Source organism: Pontibacter chitinilyticus, assembly GCF_039748935.1.
GTDB classification, from domain to species: domain Bacteria; phylum Bacteroidota; class Bacteroidia; order Cytophagales; family Hymenobacteraceae; genus Pontibacter; species Pontibacter chitinilyticus.
The window spans coordinates 44021-66275 of sequence record NZ_JBDIZJ010000016.1 but is presented as its reverse complement, the minus strand read 5'-3'; the positions used below and the strand labels follow the sequence as shown (position 1 = coordinate 66275).

Sequence of the window (22255 nt, the reverse complement as noted above, 5' to 3'; positions counted from 1 at the left end):
CTTATCCCAATTGAAGTACTTTACGTATGCAGGAGGCGAAAGCGCTGGCCATCCGGTATTGCCTCATGCACTCCTGCTCTATGCCCACATCCAAAGGTGCTCATTTCTTGTTGCTTGTGCTCTTTTGCTGGCTGTATTCCACTACGGCATCGGCTCAGGAATTCACAGGTAATTTTCGCGCCCTTAATGCTTTTTACCTGGAGTTGGGTGGCAATGGCGATACATATTCGGTGAACTTTGAGCGTATTTTGTACCAGCAAAGGGCCTTTAAGACTGGCTTACGGGTAGGCGCCGGCACAAACTTCTTCTTCCTCCAGGGGGAGCCATCCGTTTACCCGATCGTTCCTATTGAGGCCGTAGCCCTGATCGGCAACAAAGAGCAGCACCTGGAATTTGGCCTGGGTTATACCCGCAGCTTTACTGACCGGCCAGACCTGCTGCACAACCAGTACTTTGGTAGAATCGGGTTCCGGTACCAGCAAGCGCGCGGCGGGCTGCTGGTGCGGGTGGCTATTACGCCGTTTATATCCCCGGAAAGCAACAACAGAATACCGGGCGTAGCTTTGGTGCCGCGCTTTGGCGTGAGTGTGGGCCGCAGCTTTTAGGCGCTGCCGGCACAACCACTTGCGAAAATGACACTGAAAATGCGTAATATTACAGGTAATATCATCCTTTACCTCTATACACACACATGATAAAGAAATCTTTTACCACTTTGGCGCTTACGGCTGCCCTTTTGTTAGGTGGTGCCGGCATCACGCTGGCGCAAGGCATCAAAATGCCGGCCTCCAGCCCTTCTTCTAAAGTAGAACAGGCGGTGGGCCTTTCTACCGTAACCGTAGATTATTCGCGCCCGTCGATGAGAGGACGCCAGATATTTGGCGACCTGGTACCTTATGACAAGCTCTGGCGTACAGGGGCCAACGGCTCTACCGATATCACTTTTTCTGATGAGGTAAGCATTGCCGGCAACAAAGTGCCCGCCGGTAAATATGCCCTTTACACAATTCCTGGCAAAGACCAGTGGACCGTAGTGCTGCACAAGAACACAGAATTGTGGGGCGATGGCGGCAAAGACTACAAGCCGGAGCAGGACCAGCTTCGTTTTGATGTTAAGCCGCAGCAGAACAGCCGCAAAGTAGAAACCTTTACCATCGACTTCGCTAACCTGACCAACAACTCTGCTGATGTAGAACTGCTTTGGGACAACGTGGTGGTGCCGTTTACCATCCAAACGGATGTTGACAGCAAGGTAATGAGCCAGATACAGCAGCAGGTAGTAAAGGGCACCAGCGTAACGCCCGACCTGTATGCATCGGCAGCCAACTACTACTTTAACACAGACAAAGACCTGCCGCAGGCGCTGACCTGGATAAAGAAGGCGAACGAGAAAGATGCCAAGTTCTACAACCTGCACACCCAGGCGAAGATCCAGGCTAAAATGAAAAACTACAAAGAGGCGATCAAAACAGCCGAACAATCGATGGCCCTGGCGCAGAAAGAAGGTAACCAGGACTATGTAGCCCTAAATCAGAAAGCCATTGCCGACTGGAAGAAAATGAAGTAAAGCTTTATAGGTTTACAACGTATAAAAAGCCTCTGGTATATACGCCAGAGGCTTTTTTAGCACTATTTAGAAACGATATTATTGGAAGAGCACGAAGAGAAAAAACATTCGGAGGAGCACCTTGGCCCGGCGCGTGAGTACTGGTGGAACGATGATTACCTGGAACTGCTGGCAAACCGCTTATACCTGCCATACACACAAACGCTGGTAGACATCGGCTGTGGCAAGGGCATGATGGGCTTTAAATTTTCAAGGTACCTGCCGGATGGGGCTACCGTATATGGCGTAGACTACGAGCCCGGCTACATACAGGAGGCCCAGCAGCGGGCACAGAGCGTGTATGGCCATAACAGCATCAACTACCAGTTTAAAGTAGGCAACGCCACGGAGATTCCGCTGCCCGATAACATTGCTGATATCACCCTCTGCCAAACCCTGCTGATCCACGTTAAAAATCCGCAACGGGTGATTGAGGAAATGATCCGCGTCACTAAACCGGGCGGCTGGGTGCTGGCCCTGGAGCCGAATAACCTGGTACCCAACCTGATGTTCGACCGCTACGGCGAAACGGATTTTGATGTGGAAAGCACCCTGGACGTGCTGGAGATAAAGCTGCGCATCGAAAAGGGCAAGAAAAATCTCGGCGAAGGCTTTAACTCTTTAGGCGACGTGATCCCGGACCTATACCTGAAAGCCGGTCTGCTGGATACCAAAGTATGGATCTCAGATAAAGCGCTAAGTATCATCCCCCCTTATGACACCCAGGAAAAGCTCCTGCGCGTGGAGCAAATGCTGCAGTGGGTCGAAACGGAAGCGATGGGATACGACTACCAGGACAACCTGAACTACTTCCTGGCGGGGGGTGGCGACAAAGAGAAGTTTGATGCCTACTGGCAGAAGCTGCTCTACAACAAAATAACGTTAAAACAGAAGCTGCAGCGTGAAGAGTACGTATCGGCAGGAGGGAGCCTGGTTTATATTGTAGCGGGCCGGAAGCCGAGATAGTGTTGGAGGTTAAAGTGTAATTGCCACTACTTGACCAGACACTACTGCTAAGCTTGGTAACAGAAGGCTAACAGGTTTATTTTCTTTCGCAACCCCTCCAAGTTTATGAGAGGGGATTATGAAAGAAAAATATTAAGTGGTGAATATCAGGTTCACTTTTGTTCAATGCCAGAGAATGTCAGCTTACATCCTGACTATTACAGTTAAAGTGCCATTTTATTTTGTAGCGATTGCAGCCGCTTCATACTTTATTTAATCAGCTATACTTGGTAGCTGTGGTAGATAGCTATTGTCTTTTACGGTTCTGGATCCAACCACCGCTACCCCTCCTTACTTAAGGAGGGAAGCTTTACTTACTACGGGATCTTTCTTCCCTGTTTTCTCTTTCCTGTCATTCTGAAATAATCTTGGTAGAAGGGAGGTAAAGCTCTAACCATACCATCTATGCTTCTCTCCTGCTACAGACAAATTTCCCTCCTTGGAGGGGCTAGGGGTGGGTTCCGCATGAGCCAATACTACACTGCTACATCTCGACCAATTACAGACCCGAGGTAAAACAAAAAGCCCCGGCTTTTGCGAACCGGAGCTTTCGAGTATAAAGTGGCTTCCCTTAAGATGGATTAGTCGATCTGATAAACGTTGGCACTATGCGGTTGTGGGTGGCTTGCTCGTAGGCATAGGCAATGCCGATGAGCTTCGGCTCGGTGTAAGCACCACCGAAGAATGAGAGGCCGATCGGCAGCCCCTGCACGGCACCCAGTGGCACCGTAATGTGCGGGTACCCCGAAATAGCTGCCGGTGTAGACAGACCATACCCAGAAAAAGAATCACCGTTGATCACGTCGATGCACCAGGACGGGCCGTAGGTGGGGCCGGAAATAGCATCCAGGTTGTTTGCTTTCAGCACGTCGTCAATGATCTGGCGAGAGGTGGTCAGGTTCTTTTGCTGCGCCTCACGGTATACTTCCGGGCTAATGCCTTCCAATGATTCGGAGCTTTCCAGCGTCTCCTGTTTAAAGTAGGGCATAGCTTCTTTCTCGTGCGCTTTGTTAAAGTCAATCACATCCTGCAGCGATTTTACTTTGGCGTTAGCGCCCGCCAGGTACTTGTCTACGCCTTCTTTAAACTCGTACTGCAGCACCTTAAACTCATCTTCGCCCAGCTTGTTGATCTTATCAACCACCTCTACTTCTACAATGGTTGCGCCTTTGCTGCGGAGGGTATCGAGGGCTTTCTGTAGCAGAACATCTACGCCTTCATGGCCTTTGATAAACGTTTTTTCTATCCCAATGCGTTTGCCCTGCAAACTGTTGGCATCTAAAAACTGCGTGTAGCCGGTATAAGACTTGCCATTGCTCTCTTTGGTCACAGCGTCTTTCGGATCGGTGCCTGCTAAAACGCCCAGTAGGATAGCGGCATCTGTTACAGTGCGCGCCATTGGGCCGGCGGTGTCCTGGGTAGAGGAGATCGGAATGATGCCGGAGCGGCTCACCAGGCCTACTGTTGGCTTGATGCCTACTACGCTGTTCACCGCCGACGGGCACACAATGGAGCCGTCTGTTTCGGTGCCCACTGCTACCGTGCAGAGGTTGGCAGCCACCGCCACGCCCGAGCCGGCGCTGGAGCCACAGGGGCTGCGGTCAAGCACGTAGGGATTACGCGTCTGGCCGCCGCGGCTACTCCAGCCGGAACTGGAGCGGGTGGAGCGGAAGTTAGCCCACTCGCTCAAATTCGTTTTGCCCAGAATCACCGCACCTGCTTCGCGTAGCTGTTTTACAATAAAAGCATCGGTAGAAGCGATGTTGCCTTCCAGCGCCAGGGCTCCTGCAGTGGTCTGCATTTTATCGGCCGTATCAATGTTGTCTTTGATCAGTACCGGAATGCCGTGCAGTGGCCCGCGAATTCTACCTGATTTGCGTTCCTTGTCCATTTGCTCGGCTATACTTACTGCATCCGGATTTACTTCGATAACAGAATTTATCTTAGGCCCGTTTTGGTCGATGGCCTTAATGCGGTCGAGGTAAAGCTTGGTAATGGCTTCTGAGGTAAGCTGGCCACTCTGCATCTTTTGTTGCAAGCCGTTGATCGTCGCTTCATTCAACTCAAACCCTTCTGAAAGGCCTGTGCCTGTGGCCGCAGCCTTTTCGTTCTCTGTTGCACCAGACGTTCCTTTGCTACAGGATTCTAGCGTAAAAGCAGACAAGGCTATGCCCGCCAGCGAACCACTTCGTATAAAGTTTCTCCTATCCATTCGTCACGTTTTTTACAGTAAGATAAGAGTTTTGAGATCAAGTATAAAATTTGTTTTGAGCCGAATGTTGCCATGTCGGAATCGCACCCTGTTATACTTCACAAGGGATTAATAAAAAAGCCCCGCTGCCTGTTAGGGTAGCGGGGCTTCATGTATAAAAGTTGTTCTTATTTGGTCTTCTCTTCCAGTACCTGTCCGTTGCGGTAGAGCGTGGTTTTGATTACTTTGCCAGCTTCGTTCTGGTATTTCCAGGTGCCCGTTTCGCGGTTATTACGAAACTGGCCGAGCACTTCTACCTTGCCGTCTTCAAAATACTGCTTGTAAGGGCCAAAGCGAAGGCCATCCTTATGGTTTGTTTCCGACATTACTTTTCCGGAAGGATAGTAGGTATAGCTCAGGTCCAGGATCTTGCCTTTCTCATACTTATACTTCTCTTTCACCTGTCCACGCTCATAGTATACCAGCCGGTCGCCGGTCAGCATATCATCTGCGTAATTTTCCGACACCTGCAGGTGCTTGCCGGGCGCATCGAAGTAGGTCTTCCAATTGCCTTGTTTCATGTTGTCTTTCAGCTGCTGCTCGGCCTGCAAATTGCCCGACGGGTAGTATAAAACAGACTTGCTATCGCCGTTGCCGCTGGTCGATATTTCTTCCTTTAGCTTGCCATCAGCATAAAAATATTTGCCGTTTGGCTGGCCGTTCTTATAGGTGAGATTGCTGCGCAGCTGGCCGCTCTCATAGTATGACTTGGACTCGCCGTGCATCTTACCAGCCAAAAATCCGCCTTCGGTGCTCAGCTTTCCGCTGCGGTAGTAGCTTTTAAACGTACCGTTCTTCTCGCCGGCCTTGTTCACAACCTCTGTCTCCAGTTGGCCATTGTCGAAATAAGTTTTGTAGGGGCCTTCCAGCATGCCATTGCGGTAGCTGGCTTCTGTTTCGGGCTTGCCATTGGCATAAAAAGTTTTGGCAGGGCCGTTCTGCTGGCTGTTTTGGTAGGTGATCTCCGACTTTAACTGGCCTGAAGGGTAGTACTCCCGCACCAGGCCTTCCGGGAAGCCGTTCACGAAAGTCGTTTCCTTTTTCAGGGTGCCGTCTTCGTAAAAGGTCTTGAAGACGTTGCTTTGCTGATCGTTTTCGTAGGTACCCTCCTGCAGCAGGTGCCCGTTTGGCAGAAAAGCCTTGTAGGGGCCCTGCTTCACATCCTGGGCATAGGTAATTTTTAACTTCGGCTGACCATCAGGATAAAACTCAGTATACACGCTGTCCTTTTTGCCGGCAACAAACTTCACCAGCGCCTCCCGCTGCCCGTCCGGGTAGTAGCGGTGGTAATAGCCCACAATAGCCGAGTCGGGCGACATATAGTATTCTTCCTTAACGGCCGTGTGCGCCTCATCGTGGAAGGTAGTGACTTTGGTCTGGGCAATGGCGGCAGTTTGCAGCAGTGCCAGTGCTAACAGGGTAAATCCTAACTTATACATAAATAAAAAGTACTTTCTGGGTTGCAGAAGCTTGAATCTGAACTTGTGCCAGGTTCTGCTTCGGAGAATAAACAACATAAAGGCAGGCCAAACGATTCAAAAAACGATAGCAGGACCTTCTGATGCGCAAGATGAAGTATAAACCATACTTTCTTCAGAACCTACTTTTAAGATCTGAATACCTCATGCTCCGGCAAACGCTGATCAGATAAAAAAAGAAGCCTTACGCATAACGTAAGGCTTCTTGCAAAATGTATGCCTGGGGCAGTTTACAGTTTTTCCAGCACGATGGAGGAGGCGCCGCCACCACCGTTACAGATGCCGGCAACACCTATTTTGCCACCTTTTTTATCCAGCACGTTGCACAGTGTAGCCACGATGCGGGCACCGGAAGCACCCAGCGGGTGGCCAAGCGATACAGCGCCGCCAAACACGTTCACGTTGCCGCCTTCCAGGCCCAGTTTCTGGTTATTCGCGATAGATACCACAGAGAACGCTTCGTTGATCTCGTAAAAATCCACGTCAGCAGCCTCTATGCCTGCATGCTTCAGCGCCTTGGGGATGGCCAGCGATGGCGTGGTGGTAAACCAGATCGGGTCCTGCTCCGCATCGGCAAAGCCCAGGATCTTCGCGATCGGTTTTACGCCCAGTTCTTCGGCTTTCTCTTTGCTCATCAGCACAACCGCAGCAGCGCCGTCATTTAAGGTAGAAGCGTTGGCAGCTGTCACAGAACCTGCTTTGTCGAACACAGGCTTCAGCCCGGGAATTTTATCAAAGTTGACTTTTTTATACTCTTCATCCTCCGTCACCAGGATTGGATCTTTGCCACGCTGCGGCACTTCTACCGGCACGATCTCGTCCTTCAACTGGCCAGCGTCGGCTGCAGCGGCCACTTTCTTATAAGAACTTATAGCATACTCGTCCTGCATTTCGCGGGTGATCTGCATTTCTTTGGCGGTGTTTTCTGCCGCGTTGCCCATGTGGAAATCATTGTATACATCCCACAAACCGTCTTTCAGCAGGCCGTCCGTCATCTGGCCGTGGCCGAGTTTGGCCCCCCAGCGGGCTTTATCGAGGTAAAACGGCACATTGCTCATACTTTCCATGCCGCCTGCCACAATCACGTCTTTATGGCCCAGCATAATGGCTTGAGCAGCATACATGATGGCTTTGGTACCGGAGGCGCATACTTTGTTCACCGTCGTACACTCCACGTTGTATCCCAGTCCGGCGGCAACAGCTGCCTGGCGGGCGGGCGCCTGGCCTAATCCGGCCGAAAGCACATTGCCCATAATCACTTCCTGTACCTGTTCTTTGTCTACACCGGCTTTCTCCAGCGCACCTTTAATGGCGGCAGCACCCAACTGAGTGGCTGAAAGGCTGGCTAATGCACCGCCAAAACTACCAATCGGCGTTCGGACAGCGGAGATAATATATACTTCTTTGGTTTGCATGATTTTGTATGGAATTAATTTGGTGAGTGAAATTATCAAGTTTAAGGTTTAAAACCAAACGTTCGTTAGCTAACTATGGTTGCCTGAGCCCTGCAGCTTCATAACACCGGCTGCCAGCTTATAGTTTGCAACCATACAGCCTCCTGAACTTTGCAGGTAGGAGTTTAAGCATAGGAAGAAACCGGTGGGAAACGATAAAGAAAGTTGTATGGCATCAGGTATAGAGCCGAAAAGGAAATGTTGCAGGACCACGGGCTGCTGAGAAGCGGTACCAAGGCAAAGGTTTGGACTACATGTAAGTGCCCGTCGATGTCCTAAAGGATACCAGGAAGCAATGATTTTACAGCGAAACGCTTATCTTTAGAGATCAAATAATCTCACCTGATCAATCTAATCACAACGTCACTTAAATGAAAAGATTTTTACTGATGGCAGTTTTGTGCAGTGCCGGCCTTCTGGAGGCGCAGGCGCAGCAGCAAACCGCTAAAAAACCGCTTACCCATGATGTATACGACAGCTGGAAAGGCGTGGAAGGAAGCAAGCTTTCGGATAACGGCCAGTATGTGCTCTACAATGTGAATCCGCAGGAAGGCGATGGCAGTCTGTTCATCAAAAGTTACCTTAACAACGCGCTCACCAAGTATAGCCGGGGATCAAAAGCTGCTTTTACCGCTGATAGCCGCTATGCTGTGTTCCAGGTAAAGCCGGAGTTCCAGAAGGTGCGCGCCCTTAAGCTGAAGAAGAAAAAAGCAGACGACCTGCCAAAAGATTCGCTGGCGATCTTGAACCTGCAGGACATGCAGGTGGTGAAAGTGCCGCGGGTAAAGTCCTATAAGTTGCCCAAAGAGGGAAGCGGCTTTGTAGCTTACCAACTGGAAAAACCGCTGCCCCAGAAAAAGAACGATAAAGCGAAGCCGGAAGAGAAAGCAGACGCTAAGAAGCCGACTCTGAAGAAAAACAAAAAAGCCGAAGGTACCGAGCTCGTGTTGCGCAACCTGCAGACACGGCAGGAGCAGCGCTACAGCCGCGTAACGGATTATGTCTTCTCCGAGAAGGGCAATATGCTCTATTTTGTAAAGGATAAGCTCGACTCGTTGCACAACGCCGGCGTTTTTGCGGTGAATACTGCCGACCTCCAAGCCATACCTGTGGATACGGGCCGCACCAGCTATAATGGACTCAGCACTGACAAGACCGGCGACCAACTGGCGTATGTTGCCACCATGGATAGCGCCGGGGCCGACATCCGCTATTTTAACCTCAATTACTGGAACCGCAAAGACAACAAGCGCCAGGTGCTGGCCGACACCGCCTCCAAAGGGATGCCAAAGGACTGGATGGTAAGCGAAAATGGGGAACTGCTGTTCTCGGAAGACGGCAAGCGCCTGTTCTTCGGCACCTTTCCGCGCCCGACCCGCTACGAGAAAGACACCACACAGCTGGAGGAGGATAAAGTGAGCCTAGATATCTGGACCTACAAAGATCCGCTTATTCAGCCGATGCAGCTCAAGCAGAAGGACAAGGAGCTAAAGCGCTCGTTTCTGGCGATGTATGAACTGAAAGGAGACAAGATGCAGCAACTAGCGACGCTGGAGGTGCCGGATGTATACCTGGATGCCTATAAAACAGGCGATGTGGCCTTAGGTGTCAGCGATGAGAAGTATAAAATCACCATCGGCTACGAAACACCTACGCGCAAAGATGCTTATCTGCTCGACCTGAAAAAAGGTACCCGGAAGCAGGTGCTGAACGAAACCCGGGGCATGCCGCGCCTCTCTCCGCAGGGCGACTACGTGTACTGGTATGAGCCCGTAGACAGCAGCTGGTATGCGCTGGCCACCAAAAACGGTCACAAAGAAAACCTTAGCAAGCGGGTAGGCCTACCTTTTTACGACGAGACGAACGATATGCCTGTGCTGCCTGACGAGTATGGCATAGCCGGTTGGGTAGGCAAACACGACGATTACCTGCTGGTGTACGACAAGTATGATATGTGGCTGCTGGACCCCAGCGGCAAAAAAGCGCCGGAGAACCTGACCGACGGCTACGGCCGCAAACATGACCTGCGCTTCCGCTATGAGCAACTCGATCCGGAGCAGAAGTTCATTCCGGAGAGCGCAACCATTTACCTGAGCGGTTTTAACCTGAAGACCAAAGCTAATGGCTACTTCCGCGACTACGTAAGCAAGCAGGCGCTGCCGGAGCAATTGATTTTCTCGGATCATGCCTATACTAATCTCAGCAAGGCAAAGAACGATGATCGCGTGACGTTCCGCAAAGGTGCCTTCCGCGAGTATAACGACCTGTATACGTCAGACTTGGGCTTTGCCAAGGTGGAGAAACTGAGCGATGCTAACCCGCAGATGAAGGACTACCTATGGGGAACAGTGGAGCTGGTGGAGTGGAAATCAACAGACGGCGTACCGCTGCAGGGCCTGCTCTACAAGCCGGAGAACTTCGATCCGAACAAGAAATACCCGATGATGGTGTACTTCTACGAGCGCTCTTCCGACGGTATCCACCAGCACCGTGTACCGGCGCCGAGCGCCTCTACTATCAACATCCCATACTTTGTAAGCAATGATTACCTGGTTTTCGTGCCTGATATTGTATATAAAAACGGTTACCCCGGCGAGAGTGCCATGGATTGCGTGATTCCGGGTGTGCAAAGCTTGGTGGCAAAAGGCTTCGTGGATGAGAAGAACATGGCCTTGCAGGGGCAGAGCTGGGGCGGTTACCAGATTGCGTACATGGTAACGCGCACCAACCTGTTCAAAGCAGCTATGGCAGGCGCTCCGGTATCAAACATGACGAGCGCATACGGAGGCATCCGTTGGGGCACCGGCCTGAGCCGCCAGTTCCAGTACGAGCATACACAAAGTCGCATCGGTGGCACCTTATGGGAAAAACCACTGCAGTTTATTGAGAACTCGCCGCTATTCTTTGCCGACCGCGTGGAGACGCCGTTGCTCATCATGCACAACGACGCCGATGGCTCAGTGCCGTGGTACCAGGGCATTGAGTACTTTATGGCGCTACGCCGCCTGCACAAGCCTGTCTGGATGCTGGTGTATAATGGCGAGGACCACAACCTGATGCAGCGCAAAAACCGCAAAGACCTTTCGGTGCGCATGTCGCAGTACTTCGATTATTACCTGAAAGGCGCTCCAATGCCGCAGTGGATGAAGCAGGGCGTGCCGCAAGTGGTAAAGGGCAAAGATTACGGCTTTGAACTGGTAAAGCCCGAAGTAGCCGGCGAAGCAAAAGAATAACCAGAAGCGTATTATACTTGGCAGCCGCTGTACCTGATGGTGCAGCGGCTGTTGCTTTTAAAAGCCCTGGTTATACTTACCAGTTGCGCTCTTATCGCTTTACAGCTTCCAGAATAAACAACTGACTTCCAGTTGTTTATTCTTAGCTAAATATTTCTTACAAGAAGATTTTATTTGAATTATATTTTGTATTATAGTAGTAAAAAATAGATCTTTTAAAACAGTAAACATATGATTGATACCCAGAAAGTAGATGCTGCTCTGATCATACTCTCACTGCTGAGCGGTATGCTGTTTGCTCAACTGCTTTGTCGTTCACAGCAAGTGGCCGTGAAGCGCTTGCCGCTGTTCCTGGTAATGGCTTTCTGCTTCTGGAGCCTCTTTAACTGGACTGGCCATTTAGTTGCCGTATCTTATGTAAATGTAAAACTGATACTACAGGGCAGCTTTGTGTATAGCTTCCGTTTCTATTCCCTGATGTTGATGGGAGTGGTTTTTCTGCTACTGATCCTGCAGCAACTGCGGTGCATCCTGTCCATGCTCCGCGGAGATGCTAGCGGGTATCAATAACTAAAACAGGTGAGCTTTGTGATCATTGCTTTTAGTTTACCTATTATTCCGCTTAACCCGATCGGATCTTTACCTATCATCAGCACCATGGTTATACTTGCCACTATCGCTATTACCCGTAAGCAGTGGGCGCAGAAGAGAGAAGTTATCACTGGTAATATAGTAGTAACGGGTGCTTAAAAATGAGCAAGGGCCGCTGTACCAGAAGTACAGCGGGCCTTGCTCATTTTAGGTATTAAGTGGTTTACTTACCGTTATAAGGTCTGATCTCACCACAGGCTACAGGCAGCGTGCGCATGTAACTACCGTCTACTGTTAAGCCATGCAATACAATCGCATCGTTTTGAAGAGGTAATACCACTAAGTCGGCCACACCGTCTCCATTGTTATCCTTTGTAAGGTCAATTGTTTGGGTATAGTCAATGTTGCCACTGGCATCAGCCGTCGGGAAAAAAAGCAGGTTGCTGAAGTCCATTACGAGTGGTATCAGCACATTTCCGTAATACGGCAAGCCTTCACCCAATTCGATCAAGCCGTCACCATTCTTATCAGCCGACATGGGCGGGCAAACCGCATTTTGGTTGTTCTCTACAAAGCCATGGATGTGCTGCGGGTGCAGTTTGTTTGGCTCCAGGCCACTGGCCGTGATGTGTACGGTGAGCATGTCGCCATTTAGCGTCTGTGTAGCAGTACCCATTACACCTGAGTTGTTCAGAGACGTCAGGTCGACCACATATGTTTTAATTTGATTTAATGATTTAGCAGAACGTGCATCCTGTTGTGTCTGGCTGGCTAAGGACATGTCTCCTGGTAATGCATTGTCATCAGAACAGGCAGAAAATAACATTAAACTGGCAGCGAAGCGGGTAATCGAGGTGTATAATTTTTGTATATAATTTTATTTAGTGAAATAATGTGCTAATCTATAAGCCGCAAAACTTATGAATGTTCTTTGTTTATGGTAAACAGCCACTTACCTTAAGCTAAGATGCTGGTGGAGACCGTCAACACATGCAAGCTGTGTTATACTTTAGCAGAAAGGCAGGATGAATAATTTTATAATTCTTAAGCACTTTCAGCTAGTGAGGCATGCTACAGAAAAAGCACCTATAACTGAATAGCAAAATTGTAAGGCTCTCCTCTCTTAAGCGCTGTGTAAAGGCGCTAAAAAACTCTTTTTGTTGATATAAAGTATACATATTCAGATAATTAAATACAAAGGGTGACTTTGTAAAGAGTATGGTCATCTATCACTAAACCCATACAACTATGAACAATCGGTTAGCAACAGGCTTTATTGGCGGGGCACTGGGGGCGCTTCTCCTCATTGTGATCATGTATATTTTGCAGGCAGCGGGAATGGGTGCTCCCGGTTTTGTAAAAATGTATCAGGGGATGTTTGGCGGGGATGATGCCGGCGCCCAGGTAATCGCTGCTATCCTGTTTATGATCAGCGGCGGCATCTGGGGTCTTATTTTTACTGCCTTTGTAAAAAATCCTACAATCCCGAAGGGAATGATATTCGGTATCTTGCCTTGCCTCTGGATTTGGGTGGTGGTAAACCCTGTTTTGGGCAAGCCGCTGTTCAACGACTTCACTGTAAAAGGCCTTCTGATGCCTTTCTTTTTTAATGTGGTAATCTGGGGCACTTTTGTGGGCTGGTACGCCTCCAGAAGATATTCCGCCGTCGATAGGACAGTAGGCTAAGTCCTGCGGCAGTGCTGTGGCAGGCGATTGGAGCAAGAAAGTATTTTCCTGCTATTTTTCTGGTAGCCTTGAAAGTGCGGCCCCTGGTTAATTCTTCTCAAGGCAGGCAGCAGTTGTGTTGGCCCTCATGCGTCATTATCATGATATCCTGGTAAGCTTTCCAGCAATTGTTGGGTGCGCATAAACTGCCCAGAGCCGAAAGCGACCTCTTTGCCTTTCTCATTGTACAGCGTGGCTTCTGCCACAAACAGACTTTTGCTTTTCGAGCGGACTTTGCCTACGGCTTTCAGCGTGCCGCTGGTAACCGGCCGCAGCAAGTTCAGTTGGAAGGCAGCCGTTACAATAAATTCAACCTGCACCAGCGAGGCGACAGCAAAGTAGGCGGCATCATCCAGAAGTTTAAAGTATACGCTGCCGTGAACAGCATGCGCGCCATGATGGAAGGCCGGGTCCAGAGGAAGAATAATCTCGGCCTGCTCATAACTTACCGTTAGCTGACTGTTACTGTAAAAGCGTTGTATATTGGCACTATAATACAGCTGCTCCAGGCGGCGATAATGTTCTTGTACGTCCATATTTCCGGGGTAGATCACGCAAGTATACATAATACTCAGAACAGTTACCTCCTCCTGCACAGGAGACTTGCAGCCCAAACGCCAAAAGCTTGCTATGCCTGACCAGTTATACTATAAGGGCATCAAACTGTTGACTGGAAGTATAGCTATAAGTATAGCGCAGGCAGCAGGTAAGATAGCTGTTTTACCAGTCGGGCTTGCCGGGAGCTGGCGTGTGAGCAGACTTCTTCGGAAGTTGCTGGATGTATTGTAATTCGGCATTTCGCATGGCGTTGAGCAGCAGTTGTGCTTTCTCAGGGCTCATGTTCATCTGTTGCAGCCGGCTCCGCTGTGTTTGGGCACGCTGGTCCTGGTCGGTTGCGTTTTGAGAGCTACCCCGCTGCAACGGCTGGTCTGTTTCGGAGACATCCTGCAGGTTCTGTCCTTTGGTATCGCCGTCAGAGGAGCCGCTGGCTTGTTCCCGCTCGCTGTCGCCGTTGCTACTGCCATTTTGTGGCTGGTCACCATGGCTACCACCCTGTTGCTGCTGATCTGTTGGCGTGGGAGATGGCTCCGGTTTATCCACTTCCGCTTTATCGCTGCCCTGAGTATCCGGTTTTTGCTTCGGCTGTGGCTCCATGTTTTCTTCGGCAGGAGGAGGCGCTTGCAGGCTATCCGGTGCTTTGGCTGCCGGTGGCGGCAGTTTCTCCTGCGGGGCCTGCTCCACTTTTTCGGGATGCAGCACCAGGTATTTCTTCAGTAATTCGTAATCGTAGCGGGCCATTTCATTGGCTGGCTCTATGATCAGGGTTTCCCGGTAAAGCGAAAGGGCTTGTTTATACTTGTGTTGCAAAGCGGCGATGTTGCCCAACTGCAGGTGTGCCACCGCTCGCAGGTGGTTATAAGGATGATCTGCCAGGAGGCGGTAGGTTGCCTGGGCTTCATCCAGCTTACCTAGTTTATAGTATGTGTGCGCCAGGTTCAGCCGTAGCTGATCGTCCTGCACTTCCAGGTCGTTGAGCAGGTACTCATAAGCGGCCATGGCTTTGGCGTAATCCTGCTGCCGGTACGCTATAGCGGCCTCTTGTGAGTAGATGTTGATGCGCGAAATGGTGCGCAGGCCACCACTCAGGAAACTGATCAGGACGACAGAATACAGCAGCACTTTCATATCCGGATCAGCTTAACGGTAATAAAGGCATCGAGCAGAATAAAGAACAACGCCAGCGCTAGTGGGTACACATACTTGTTGGCAGTTACATCCACCATCTTACTTTCCCGCAGTTCTCCCTCCATGTTATTGATGGCACTAATCAGGCGGCTGACTTCACTTACCCGGTTGTTAACTTCAAAATAACGCCCCCCGGTGAGTTCTGCCAGCACTGCCAGCGGGCCCGGGTTGAGTTGTGTGATCACAGTCTTTCCTTCTTCGTCCTTTTTAAAACCCTTGCCTACCGGAATGCGGCTGCCTTCGATGGTGCCAACTCCTACGGTGTACACCCGGATGTTCTGCTCCCGCAATTGTTCGGCCAGGTTTTCCACATTTTCGCCAAAGTCTTCGCCATCACTGATGAGCACCAGCACCCGGGCCTTTTGCTCAGCTGCTGCTATCTGCCGCGGCTGCCCCAGCTTATCGAGCGCCAGTTGCAGCACAGGGGCATAGTCTGTGCCGCCATAGGGCATCAGGCTGGTGCGTAAGGTCTTGGTATATAGTTGGAGCGCATTCTGATCGTAGGTAAGGGGGCTTTGGATGAAAGCCTCATTGGAGAACACGATCAGCCCAATCTTGTCGGAGTTAAAACGGGTAATGAGGCGTTGTATCTCATGTTTGGCTTTTTCCAGCCGCGAAGGCTGCACATCCGTCGCATCCATCGATTTTGAAAGATCAACCGCAATGTACAGGTCCTTTCCGATGGTGCGGATCTCCTTTTTCATTGCGCCAAACGAGGGACCAAGTATAGCCACAAGCAGCAGCCCTACATACAGGTTGCGCAGCAGAAACTTGATCCAGATAGCATGAGGCCGTTGCTTAAAAAAGCGGGCTACACGCCACACCCGGTACAGGTAGCCGATGTACAACCCGATAAACAGGATGCCGAACAGGAGCTCGAGCAAAGTAATATGCTGGTACCAGGTCATAGGGTGTTGTATGGCAGCGGCGGCCTGTGTCGGCAATGCGCCGCGGTGCAGGCGCAAATATACAAATGCCTGCTGTACTTCTGGTGAGAGAACGTGCTGCCAGGCCAACTATTATAGCGAATGAGCTGGCAAAGGCCACTACCACAGGCGCTGCACAAATTAGCTGGCAGCCCAAGCTTAATTATTTTGGGGCAGGTTCGCCGGAGCAAGCAGAATAAAATCAGCAGCTTAGCAGGAAAAGGGAGTGCAGGCGAGAGAATTTAAAGGAATAAAGGCCCGAAAAAGTAAGGGCGGCTATTGCGCCATAAAAGGGAATGTAGTATGTTTGCAATCTCTTTAGCAGGAAGAGCCCGGAGAGGTGGGTGAGTGGCTTAAACCAGCAGTTTGCTAAACTGCCGTACTGGAAACGGTACCGGGGGTTCGAATCCCCCCTTCTCCGCAAGCGAATAAAAAAGCTGAAAATAAGTTTGAAACTTTAAATTCTTCGCTTACTTTTGCATCGCAATAAAACGCAATGGCACACAAAGCCACCGCAATTTAATGCGAATTACCAGTTCGGGGTGTAGCGTAGCCCGGTATCGCGCCACATTTGGGATGTGGAGGTCGTAGGTTCGAATCCTGCCACCCCGACTTAAAAATTTCGGAAGCAATTCCGAAATTTTTTGTTTAAGGAAGTTTGTAAATTTTCCTCAACAATGGTCTCGTAGCTCAGCTGGATAGAGCAACTGCCTTCTAAGCAGTAGGTCTTTGGTTCGAATCCAAACGGGATCACATTTATCATTTTAAACGCCTGTAAATCAAGTATTTACAGGCGTTTTTTTTATTGGGTCAAGTTATAGGTCAAGTTGTAAATAAACAAATAGTGTTAAGTATAAGTCAGTATTAAGAGGTTAATTTAATTTCATAAACTATATGCTGATTCATAATCAGTAGGTGGCTGGTTCGATTCCAGGTGGCCGCACTTGCTAACCGAGCACATACATAATGGAATATGGTAAGTGCTTTTTCTGCAAATAACTAAAAAACAAAAGCCGTTTTAGCTTAGCTAAAACGGCTTTTGTTTTTTAGTTATTCTTAAGGCCTAATCCATGGGTGCTTTGATATTAAGCAGAATAGAGGCGTTTAAAATCATAATTTTAAACTAATAAATACAAAAATTATAAAAATTGAAAAACTCTACAATTTAAATTTGTGATTATCATCTTTAAACTTACCTTTGTCAAAATCGAATAACTCTACAATGATAAGAACTAAAAATATAAATTCCATATGTGATATACGCATTGGATTGTATGCGAAACCAGAACCGATGGGAATTGCTGCCTATCTTCAGGCTCGTCAATTTAGCGAGGATGGTAGGCTAACCACTGAGGCTGACGAGTACATTATGATAAATAAAAAATCGGCTTCACATGTATTATTGGAAGGAGATGTTCTTTTCGCAGGAAAGGGTAGCCGACTATTTGCATGGTGTTACCATGAAACAAATCAGCCTGCAGTGGCTTCATCCACATTCTTTGTTCTTAGGCCTAAAAAGGAAGTAATAGATCCTGAATATCTGGCTGCTTTTCTGAATTCCCCCCAAAGTAGAGCTGCATTTATGCAAATTGGCGGAGGGACAAACATTCTTTCTATACGAATATCTGAATTAGGTGCTTTTCAAATACCCTTACCATCTATGGAGCAACAAAAGCAGATAGCTGCCATAGCAATGCTGCACCACAGGGAAATCGAACTTACCCAACAGCTATTGACTCAAAAACAAAATATGTATAAAGCAATCATTTCTAAACTTATAAAATAGTTCTAATGGAGAAGAAACTAACACAAAAAGAAATCAATAACATTGTCTGGAAAGCATGCGACACATTTCGTGGTACCATCGACGCTACTCAGTATAAGGATTACATCTTAACAATGCTTTTCCTTAAGTATCTAACTGATGTCTGGAAAGATAAAAGAGCTGCTTATTCAGAAAAATATAATGGAGATGAAGTAAGAATTGAAAGGGCACTACGTAACGAACGTTTTCAAGTGCCTAAGGAATGTACATTCGATTTTCTTTTTGAACAGCGCAATGAAAATAACCTGGGTGAGCTAATTAATATTGCCCTGGAAAAATTAGAAGATGCTAACCGTAGCAAGCTGGAAAGGGTGTTTCGTAACATTGACTTTAATAGCGAAGCTAATCTTGGTCAAACCAAAGACCGTAACCGACGTCTGAAAAACCTGCTGGTTGATTTTTCTATGTTGGATTTACAGCCTTCGCACTTAGAAGGTAATGATATAATAGGTGATGCCTATGAATTTTTAATCTCTCAGTTTGCAAGCGATGCTGGTAAGAAGGCTGGAGAATTCTATACACCGGGTGAAGTTTCAACTCTGCTTGCCAAGCTGGTAGATCCACAACCAGGGAATCGTATCTGTGATCCTGCGTGTGGTTCTGGTTCCTTATTGATAAAGGTGGCAAAAGAAGTAGGTACTAACAACTTCTCTCTATACGGACAGGAAAACAACGGCAGCACCTGGGCATTGGCTCGGATGAATATGTTCCTGCATGAAATGGACAATGCAGACATTGAGTGGGGCGATACATTGAACAATCCTCGTCTGCTCGAAGGCGACCAGCTAATGAAGTTCCACATCGTAGTAGCCAATCCTCCATTCTCCTTAGATAAATGGGGTGCTGACAACGCTTTAGCAGATCAATACAATCGTTTTCATCGAGGTACACCACCTAAAAGCAAAGGTGACTATGCCTTCATTACACACATGATTGAAACCACCTTTGAAGATGTTGGAAAAACTGGGGTTATTGTTCCACATGGGGTTTTGTTCCGTGGTAGCAGCGAAGGAAAAATAAGAGAGCAGTTAATCAAGGAAAACATGCTGGAGGCAGTTATAGGGTTACCTGCTAATCTATTCTTTGGTACTGGTATTCCTGCAGCTATCCTCATTTTTAATAAAGGTAAAGGTGATAATAAAGATGTGCTGTTTGTTGATGCAAGCCGTGAATATCAGGATGGCAAAAACCAGAACCGGCTGAGACCTGAAGACATTAAACATATTGTTGATACTTATAAAGCTTTTAGGGCTGCTGCTCCATTAATAGCAAATGAAGGTGCTGTAATAGAAGATAAATACGCTTACCGAGCAACCCTTGAAGAGATCGAGGAGAACGATTATAACCTGAATATCCCTCGTTATGTGGACACATTTGAGGAGGAAGTGCCAGTAGATATTGCCTCAACACAAGCCGAGATATCCCGATTGAAGGCAGAATTATCCGACGTTGAGGTTCAAATGGAAAATTATTTAAAAGAATTAAACCTCATCTAAGATGCTTACAAAAGAACAAAAAACAGAATTTAGCGAAATACTGGAGGAGCTTGGTAATACTCTTGACATATCCGAAACTCAATTTAATGCTGCGGTAGAAAGCTACAACGCAGTTGGAAATTGGCTATGTGCGGATGATTCTTTATTAAAACCCTTCAGTCCGACTATCAAGCCGCAAGGATCATTTTTGATTGGTACTACTATACAGCCATACGACGAAAATCAGGATCTGGATATTGATTTGGTTTGTGAGTTGTCTGGTAAAAATGAAAGGTGGACACAAAAAGACCTAAAAGTTATAGTAGGTGGACAGCTGGAAAAGCACAAAACCTACCGAAGCTTATTGGATGAAGAAGGCAGAAGATGCTGGACATTAAAATACCGGGAGAATTCGAAAAGAAACGATCAGTACCACATGGATATACTTCCTGCGGTTATTGCCTTCGGCTATACAGTTCTTTTAGAGAAAGCTTTTTCAAATGTAACTACCAATCATGTAGATCACCTTGCTATCAGTATTACAGATAGAGAAGAAGGTAATTACAATACAGAAAAAAGGCCTGAATATTGGTTAAAGAGTAATCCGTTTGGTTATGCAAAATGGTTTATAGACCAAGCCACAGTTCCTGGTTCTAGTATCAGAATGTTCTCCCTAAACGAAGCTGTAAAGCCGACCCCTAAGTATCAGCGGGAAAGAATGCCTTTGCAAAGAGTAGTTCAAATTCTTAAACGCCACAGGGATATGATGTTCAAGGATGATAAAGAGAAGCCAATTTCGATTATAATAACTACCCTTGCTGCATATGCATATGAAAAGCAGACCAATGTATTAGAAGCGCTGGTTGATGTAATTGACCGGATGCATTTATTTATTAAAACAAAATATGACCCTATAACAGGAGAGTTTTATAGATGTGTTGAGAACCCGGTTAATGACAAAGAAAACTTTGCTGATAAATGGAGAGAAACACCTGCCAAAGAAACGAAATTCATGAGGTGGTTAGAGAAGGTGAAAGAAGACATCTCAAATGCAACGGCTCAACGTGGTAATCATAACATCATGGAAAGTCTGTCTAAAGCATTCGGTAAAAATGAGATTACTAGAACGTTCACTAACATAGGAGAACGCAAAAGATTATTAACTGAGCAGGGTAAGAACCGCTTTGACACAAAGCTGGGTATTACAGCCGGTGCTGCAAATGTAATTAAACCGCATAACTTTTATGGCTCAGAAGATTAAACCTTTACCAATAGGCGTTCAGGCGTTAAACATTAAACGCATCTTCACTGGTAGCAATGTTACTACCTTTCGTGATAATCACTTAACCTGGACGGACACCATTTCATCTTCACCTTTAGGGGAGTTGTATAAAGTAAAGCTTGAGTATCATGTTAACCAACCTCCTAAGGTTTATGTAATTAAACCTAAGCCTTTGCCATTGGCTAAGGGAAAAACAAAGCTCCCTCATTGTTATGATCAGAAGGAACAGCAACTGTGTCTGTACTATCCTGACGGAAAAGAGTGGAACAAAACAATGCTTTTGGCCACAACTATTATACCTTGGACATATGAATGGCTTTACCATTATGAGATTTGGTTAGGCACAGGTGAATGGACAGGTGGGGGTGTGCATGCGCGAAATAATTTACCTAAAAAACAAAACGAACATGAGTAATAAACCCGGCTATAAACCTTCACCATTAGGTATGATACCTCAAGAATGGGAAGTGTACAAAATTGGAGAACTGCTTTCAAAGGGTATCTTGGTTGATCATTTAGATGGCAATCATGGTGAACTTTATCCAAGATCTGAGGAATTTGTCTCAACAGGTGTGCCATACCTTTCTGCAAATAATTTCTTTAACGGGTACGTAGACTTTAACAGCTGTAAATTTCTGCACCCTGAAAGAGCTAAACAATTTAGAAAAGGTATAGCAAAGAATGGTGACGTTTTATTTGCTCATAATGCAACTGTCGGTCCAGTTGCGATTCTTAACACAGAACTGGAGTATGTTGTACTAAGTACAACTGCAACATATTTTAGGTGTAATCCTAACTTACTGAGCAATCTTTATTTGAGGGAATATTTTACTTCAGACTATTTTATAAATCAGTATTCACGAGTAATGGGCCAATCTACAAGAAACCAAGTGCCTATTACTACACAGCGAAAGTTTTATACAATACTCCCAAAGCTATCAGAGCAAAAGAAAATAGCTTCAATTCTTTATTGTTGGGATGAAGCGATATTATATACCCAACAGATCCTTTATAAATTACTAGAACGAAATAAAGGATTAACGCTGCAATTACTTACTGGTAAAAAAAAGCTGAAAGGATTTAATAAGCCATGGAAAGAAATACATCTGGCTGAAGCTTTTATTGAACGGAATGAAACTGGTTATTTAAATTTAGATTTATTGTCAGTAGGTTCGTTAGGTATTTATCCACAATCGCAATCAGAGAAAAGAGATACTTCAAACAGTGATAAGGCAAAGTATAAGAGAATTTGTCCTGGAGATATTGGGTATAATACAATGAGGATGTGGCAGGGCAGAAGTGCCTTATCTAGCCTGGAAGGAATTGTTAGCCCAGCTTATACAATTGTTACACCAAAAGAAAATCAATATTCCAAATTCTATGCATACCTATTTAGGTTACCTTCAGTTATAAATAAGTTCTTCAGAAATTCCCAAGGCTTAGTTGAGGATACACTTAACTGCAAATTTAAAGACTTTGCTAAAGTGAAAGTAGAAGTGCCTGAATACGAGGCACAAGTTGCAATTGCTAATATTCTTAATACAGCACATTTTGAAATAAAAGCTTACGAACAAAAGTTATTTGCATTACAACACCAGAAGAAAGGTTTAATGCAAAAATTATTAACAGGTGAGGTAAGAGTGAAAATTGAAGGATAA

Annotated in this window: 20 protein-coding genes and 3 tRNA genes; 16 read left to right on the top strand and 7 right to left on the bottom strand. The window is 47.1% G+C overall.

All coding sequences use genetic code 11. The annotated features are described in order from the left end of the window. Nucleotides 1-26 precede the first annotated feature (26 nt). From ABDW72_RS18790 to ABDW72_RS18780, 3 genes are all read left to right on the top strand, one after another. Nucleotides 27-605, top strand: a complete 579-nt coding sequence (locus ABDW72_RS18790) for a hypothetical protein (protein WP_347160149.1) — start codon at nt 27-29, stop codon at nt 603-605. Between the two features lie 86 nt (nt 606-691). Continuing rightward, on the top strand, nt 692-1567 hold the full coding sequence (locus tag ABDW72_RS18785; RefSeq protein WP_347160148.1) for a DUF2911 domain-containing protein: 876 nt from the start codon (nt 692-694) through the stop codon (nt 1565-1567). Between the two features lie 81 nt (nt 1568-1648). After that, nucleotides 1649-2572: a class I SAM-dependent methyltransferase gene (locus ABDW72_RS18780; RefSeq protein ID WP_347160147.1), complete on the top strand. Its 924-nt coding sequence runs from the start codon at nt 1649-1651 to the stop codon at nt 2570-2572. A gap of 610 nt (nt 2573-3182) precedes the next feature. Here the strand turns inward: ABDW72_RS18780 and ABDW72_RS18775 are convergent. From ABDW72_RS18775 to ABDW72_RS18765, 3 genes are all read right to left on the bottom strand, one after another. Continuing rightward, entirely contained in the window at nt 3183-4823 is a 1641-nt protein-coding gene (locus tag ABDW72_RS18775; protein ID WP_347160146.1) for an amidase, read from the bottom strand. A gap of 167 nt (nt 4824-4990) precedes the next feature. Then, nucleotides 4991-6301, bottom strand: coding sequence for a toxin-antitoxin system YwqK family antitoxin (locus ABDW72_RS18770; protein WP_347160145.1), 1311 nt, complete (start codon nt 6299-6301; stop codon nt 4991-4993). A 269-nt stretch (nt 6302-6570) separates the two neighbouring features. Then, nucleotides 6571-7755, bottom strand: a complete 1185-nt coding sequence (locus tag ABDW72_RS18765) for an acetyl-CoA C-acyltransferase (RefSeq protein WP_347160144.1) — start codon at nt 7753-7755, stop codon at nt 6571-6573. A gap of 410 nt (nt 7756-8165) precedes the next feature. Between ABDW72_RS18765 and ABDW72_RS18760 the strand changes: the two genes are divergently transcribed. The 3 genes from ABDW72_RS18760 (at nt 8166) to ABDW72_RS18750 (ending at nt 11777) form a co-directional block, all read left to right on the top strand. Next, on the top strand, nt 8166-11027 hold the full coding sequence (locus tag ABDW72_RS18760; RefSeq protein WP_347160143.1) for an alpha/beta hydrolase family protein: 2862 nt from the start codon (nt 8166-8168) through the stop codon (nt 11025-11027). A 231-nt stretch (nt 11028-11258) separates the two neighbouring features. Further along, complete coding sequence (locus tag ABDW72_RS18755) at nt 11259-11597, top strand: hypothetical protein (RefSeq protein ID WP_347160142.1); 339 nt, start codon at nt 11259-11261, stop codon at nt 11595-11597. Nucleotides 11598-11606: 9 nt separating this feature from the next. Next, entirely contained in the window at nt 11607-11777 is a 171-nt protein-coding gene (locus ABDW72_RS18750) for a hypothetical protein (protein WP_347160141.1), read from the top strand. Nucleotides 11778-11841: 64 nt separating this feature from the next. Here ABDW72_RS18750 and ABDW72_RS18745 read toward each other — a convergent pair whose 3' ends face one another. After that, nucleotides 11842-12399 (bottom strand): hypothetical protein, encoded by a 558-nt coding sequence (locus ABDW72_RS18745; protein ID WP_347160140.1) that lies wholly within the window; start codon nt 12397-12399, stop codon nt 11842-11844. Between the two features lie 467 nt (nt 12400-12866). Here ABDW72_RS18745 and ABDW72_RS18740 point away from each other — a divergent pair, with 467 nt between their 5' ends. Then, nucleotides 12867-13304, top strand: coding sequence for a hypothetical protein (locus tag ABDW72_RS18740; RefSeq protein ID WP_347160139.1), 438 nt, complete (start codon nt 12867-12869; stop codon nt 13302-13304). A 125-nt stretch (nt 13305-13429) separates the two neighbouring features. Here ABDW72_RS18740 and ABDW72_RS18735 read toward each other — a convergent pair whose 3' ends face one another. The 3 genes from ABDW72_RS18735 to ABDW72_RS18725 all read right to left on the bottom strand — a co-directional run bounded on the left by ABDW72_RS18735 (nt 13430) and on the right by ABDW72_RS18725 (nt 16054). Beyond that, the gene (locus ABDW72_RS18735) at nt 13430-13879 is read right to left on the bottom strand and encodes a PaaI family thioesterase (protein WP_347160138.1); all 450 of its coding nucleotides are present in this window, start codon (nt 13877-13879) and stop codon (nt 13430-13432) included. Nucleotides 13880-14063: 184 nt separating this feature from the next. After that, nucleotides 14064-15029 carry an aerotolerance protein gene (locus ABDW72_RS18730; protein WP_347160137.1) on the bottom strand — a complete coding sequence of 322 codons (966 nt, stop codon included), beginning with the start codon at nt 15027-15029 and terminating at the stop codon, nt 14064-14066. Next, the gene (locus ABDW72_RS18725; protein ID WP_347160136.1) at nt 15026-16054 is read right to left on the bottom strand and encodes a VWA domain-containing protein; all 1029 of its coding nucleotides are present in this window, start codon (nt 16052-16054) and stop codon (nt 15026-15028) included. The genes ABDW72_RS18730 and ABDW72_RS18725 overlap by 4 nt, the downstream gene beginning before the upstream one ends. Nucleotides 16055-16062: 8 nt before the next feature. On the opposite strand from ABDW72_RS18725, the gene ABDW72_RS18720 reads away from it, so the two are divergent. From ABDW72_RS18720 to ABDW72_RS18680, 9 genes are all read left to right on the top strand, one after another. Further along, nucleotides 16063-16215 (top strand): hypothetical protein, encoded by a 153-nt coding sequence (locus ABDW72_RS18720; RefSeq protein ID WP_347160135.1) that lies wholly within the window; start codon nt 16063-16065, stop codon nt 16213-16215. 134 nt (nt 16216-16349) lie between these two features. Continuing rightward, a tRNA-Ser gene (locus ABDW72_RS18715) sits at nt 16350-16436 on the top strand. 117 nt (nt 16437-16553) lie between these two features. Then, nucleotides 16554-16627 (top strand) — tRNA-Pro (locus tag ABDW72_RS18710). A gap of 67 nt (nt 16628-16694) precedes the next feature. Then, nucleotides 16695-16768, top strand: a tRNA-Arg gene (locus tag ABDW72_RS18705). Nucleotides 16769-17213: 445 nt separating this feature from the next. Beyond that, on the top strand, nt 17214-17801 hold the full coding sequence (locus ABDW72_RS18700) for a restriction endonuclease subunit S (protein ID WP_347160134.1): 588 nt from the start codon (nt 17214-17216) through the stop codon (nt 17799-17801). Nucleotides 17802-17806: 5 nt separating this feature from the next. Further along, nucleotides 17807-19336 (top strand): type I restriction-modification system subunit M, encoded by a 1530-nt coding sequence (locus ABDW72_RS18695; RefSeq protein WP_347160133.1) that lies wholly within the window; start codon nt 17807-17809, stop codon nt 19334-19336. Nucleotide 19337: 1 nt separating this feature from the next. Next, nucleotides 19338-20576 (top strand): cyclic GMP-AMP synthase DncV-like nucleotidyltransferase, encoded by a 1239-nt coding sequence (locus ABDW72_RS18690; RefSeq protein WP_347160132.1) that lies wholly within the window; start codon nt 19338-19340, stop codon nt 20574-20576. Continuing rightward, a complete protein-coding gene (locus tag ABDW72_RS18685) occupies nt 20560-21012 on the top strand; it encodes a type II CBASS E2 protein (protein WP_347160131.1) in 453 nt (150 codons plus the stop codon). Before ABDW72_RS18690 ends, ABDW72_RS18685 begins: the two co-directional genes overlap by 17 nt. After that, on the top strand, nt 21005-22255 hold the full coding sequence (locus tag ABDW72_RS18680) for a restriction endonuclease subunit S (protein WP_347160130.1): 1251 nt from the start codon (nt 21005-21007) through the stop codon (nt 22253-22255). The genes ABDW72_RS18685 and ABDW72_RS18680 overlap by 8 nt, the downstream gene beginning before the upstream one ends.

Excerpts from the sequence above, each read along its gene's own strand:
- ABDW72_RS18735 (WP_347160138.1), bottom strand. The coding sequence starts at position 13,879 with ATGGACGTACAAGAACATTATCGCCGCCTGGAGCAGCTGTATTATAGT.
- ABDW72_RS18685 (WP_347160131.1), top strand. The coding sequence starts at position 20,560 with ATGGCTCAGAAGATTAAACCTTTACCAATAGGCGTTCAGGCGTTAAAC.
- ABDW72_RS18690 (WP_347160132.1), top strand. The coding sequence starts at position 19,338 with ATGCTTACAAAAGAACAAAAAACAGAATTTAGCGAAATACTGGAGGAG.
- ABDW72_RS18785 (WP_347160148.1), top strand. The coding sequence starts at position 692 with ATGATAAAGAAATCTTTTACCACTTTGGCGCTTACGGCTGCCCTTTTG.
- ABDW72_RS18680 (WP_347160130.1), top strand. The coding sequence starts at position 21,005 with ATGAGTAATAAACCCGGCTATAAACCTTCACCATTAGGTATGATACCT.
- ABDW72_RS18775 (WP_347160146.1), bottom strand. The coding sequence starts at position 4,823 with ATGGATAGGAGAAACTTTATACGAAGTGGTTCGCTGGCGGGCATAGCC.
- ABDW72_RS18770 (WP_347160145.1), bottom strand. The coding sequence starts at position 6,301 with ATGTATAAGTTAGGATTTACCCTGTTAGCACTGGCACTGCTGCAAACT.
- ABDW72_RS18720 (WP_347160135.1), top strand. The coding sequence starts at position 16,063 with ATGCCTGCTGTACTTCTGGTGAGAGAACGTGCTGCCAGGCCAACTATT.
- ABDW72_RS18730 (WP_347160137.1), bottom strand. The coding sequence starts at position 15,029 with ATGAAAGTGCTGCTGTATTCTGTCGTCCTGATCAGTTTCCTGAGTGGT.
- ABDW72_RS18755 (WP_347160142.1), top strand. The coding sequence starts at position 11,259 with ATGATTGATACCCAGAAAGTAGATGCTGCTCTGATCATACTCTCACTG.
- ABDW72_RS18765 (WP_347160144.1), bottom strand. The coding sequence starts at position 7,755 with ATGCAAACCAAAGAAGTATATATTATCTCCGCTGTCCGAACGCCGATT.
- ABDW72_RS18790 (WP_347160149.1), top strand. The coding sequence starts at position 27 with ATGCAGGAGGCGAAAGCGCTGGCCATCCGGTATTGCCTCATGCACTCC.
- ABDW72_RS18695 (WP_347160133.1), top strand. The coding sequence starts at position 17,807 with ATGGAGAAGAAACTAACACAAAAAGAAATCAATAACATTGTCTGGAAA.
- ABDW72_RS18740 (WP_347160139.1), top strand. The coding sequence starts at position 12,867 with ATGAACAATCGGTTAGCAACAGGCTTTATTGGCGGGGCACTGGGGGCG.
- ABDW72_RS18760 (WP_347160143.1), top strand. The coding sequence starts at position 8,166 with ATGAAAAGATTTTTACTGATGGCAGTTTTGTGCAGTGCCGGCCTTCTG.
- ABDW72_RS18745 (WP_347160140.1), bottom strand. The coding sequence starts at position 12,399 with ATGTCCTTAGCCAGCCAGACACAACAGGATGCACGTTCTGCTAAATCA.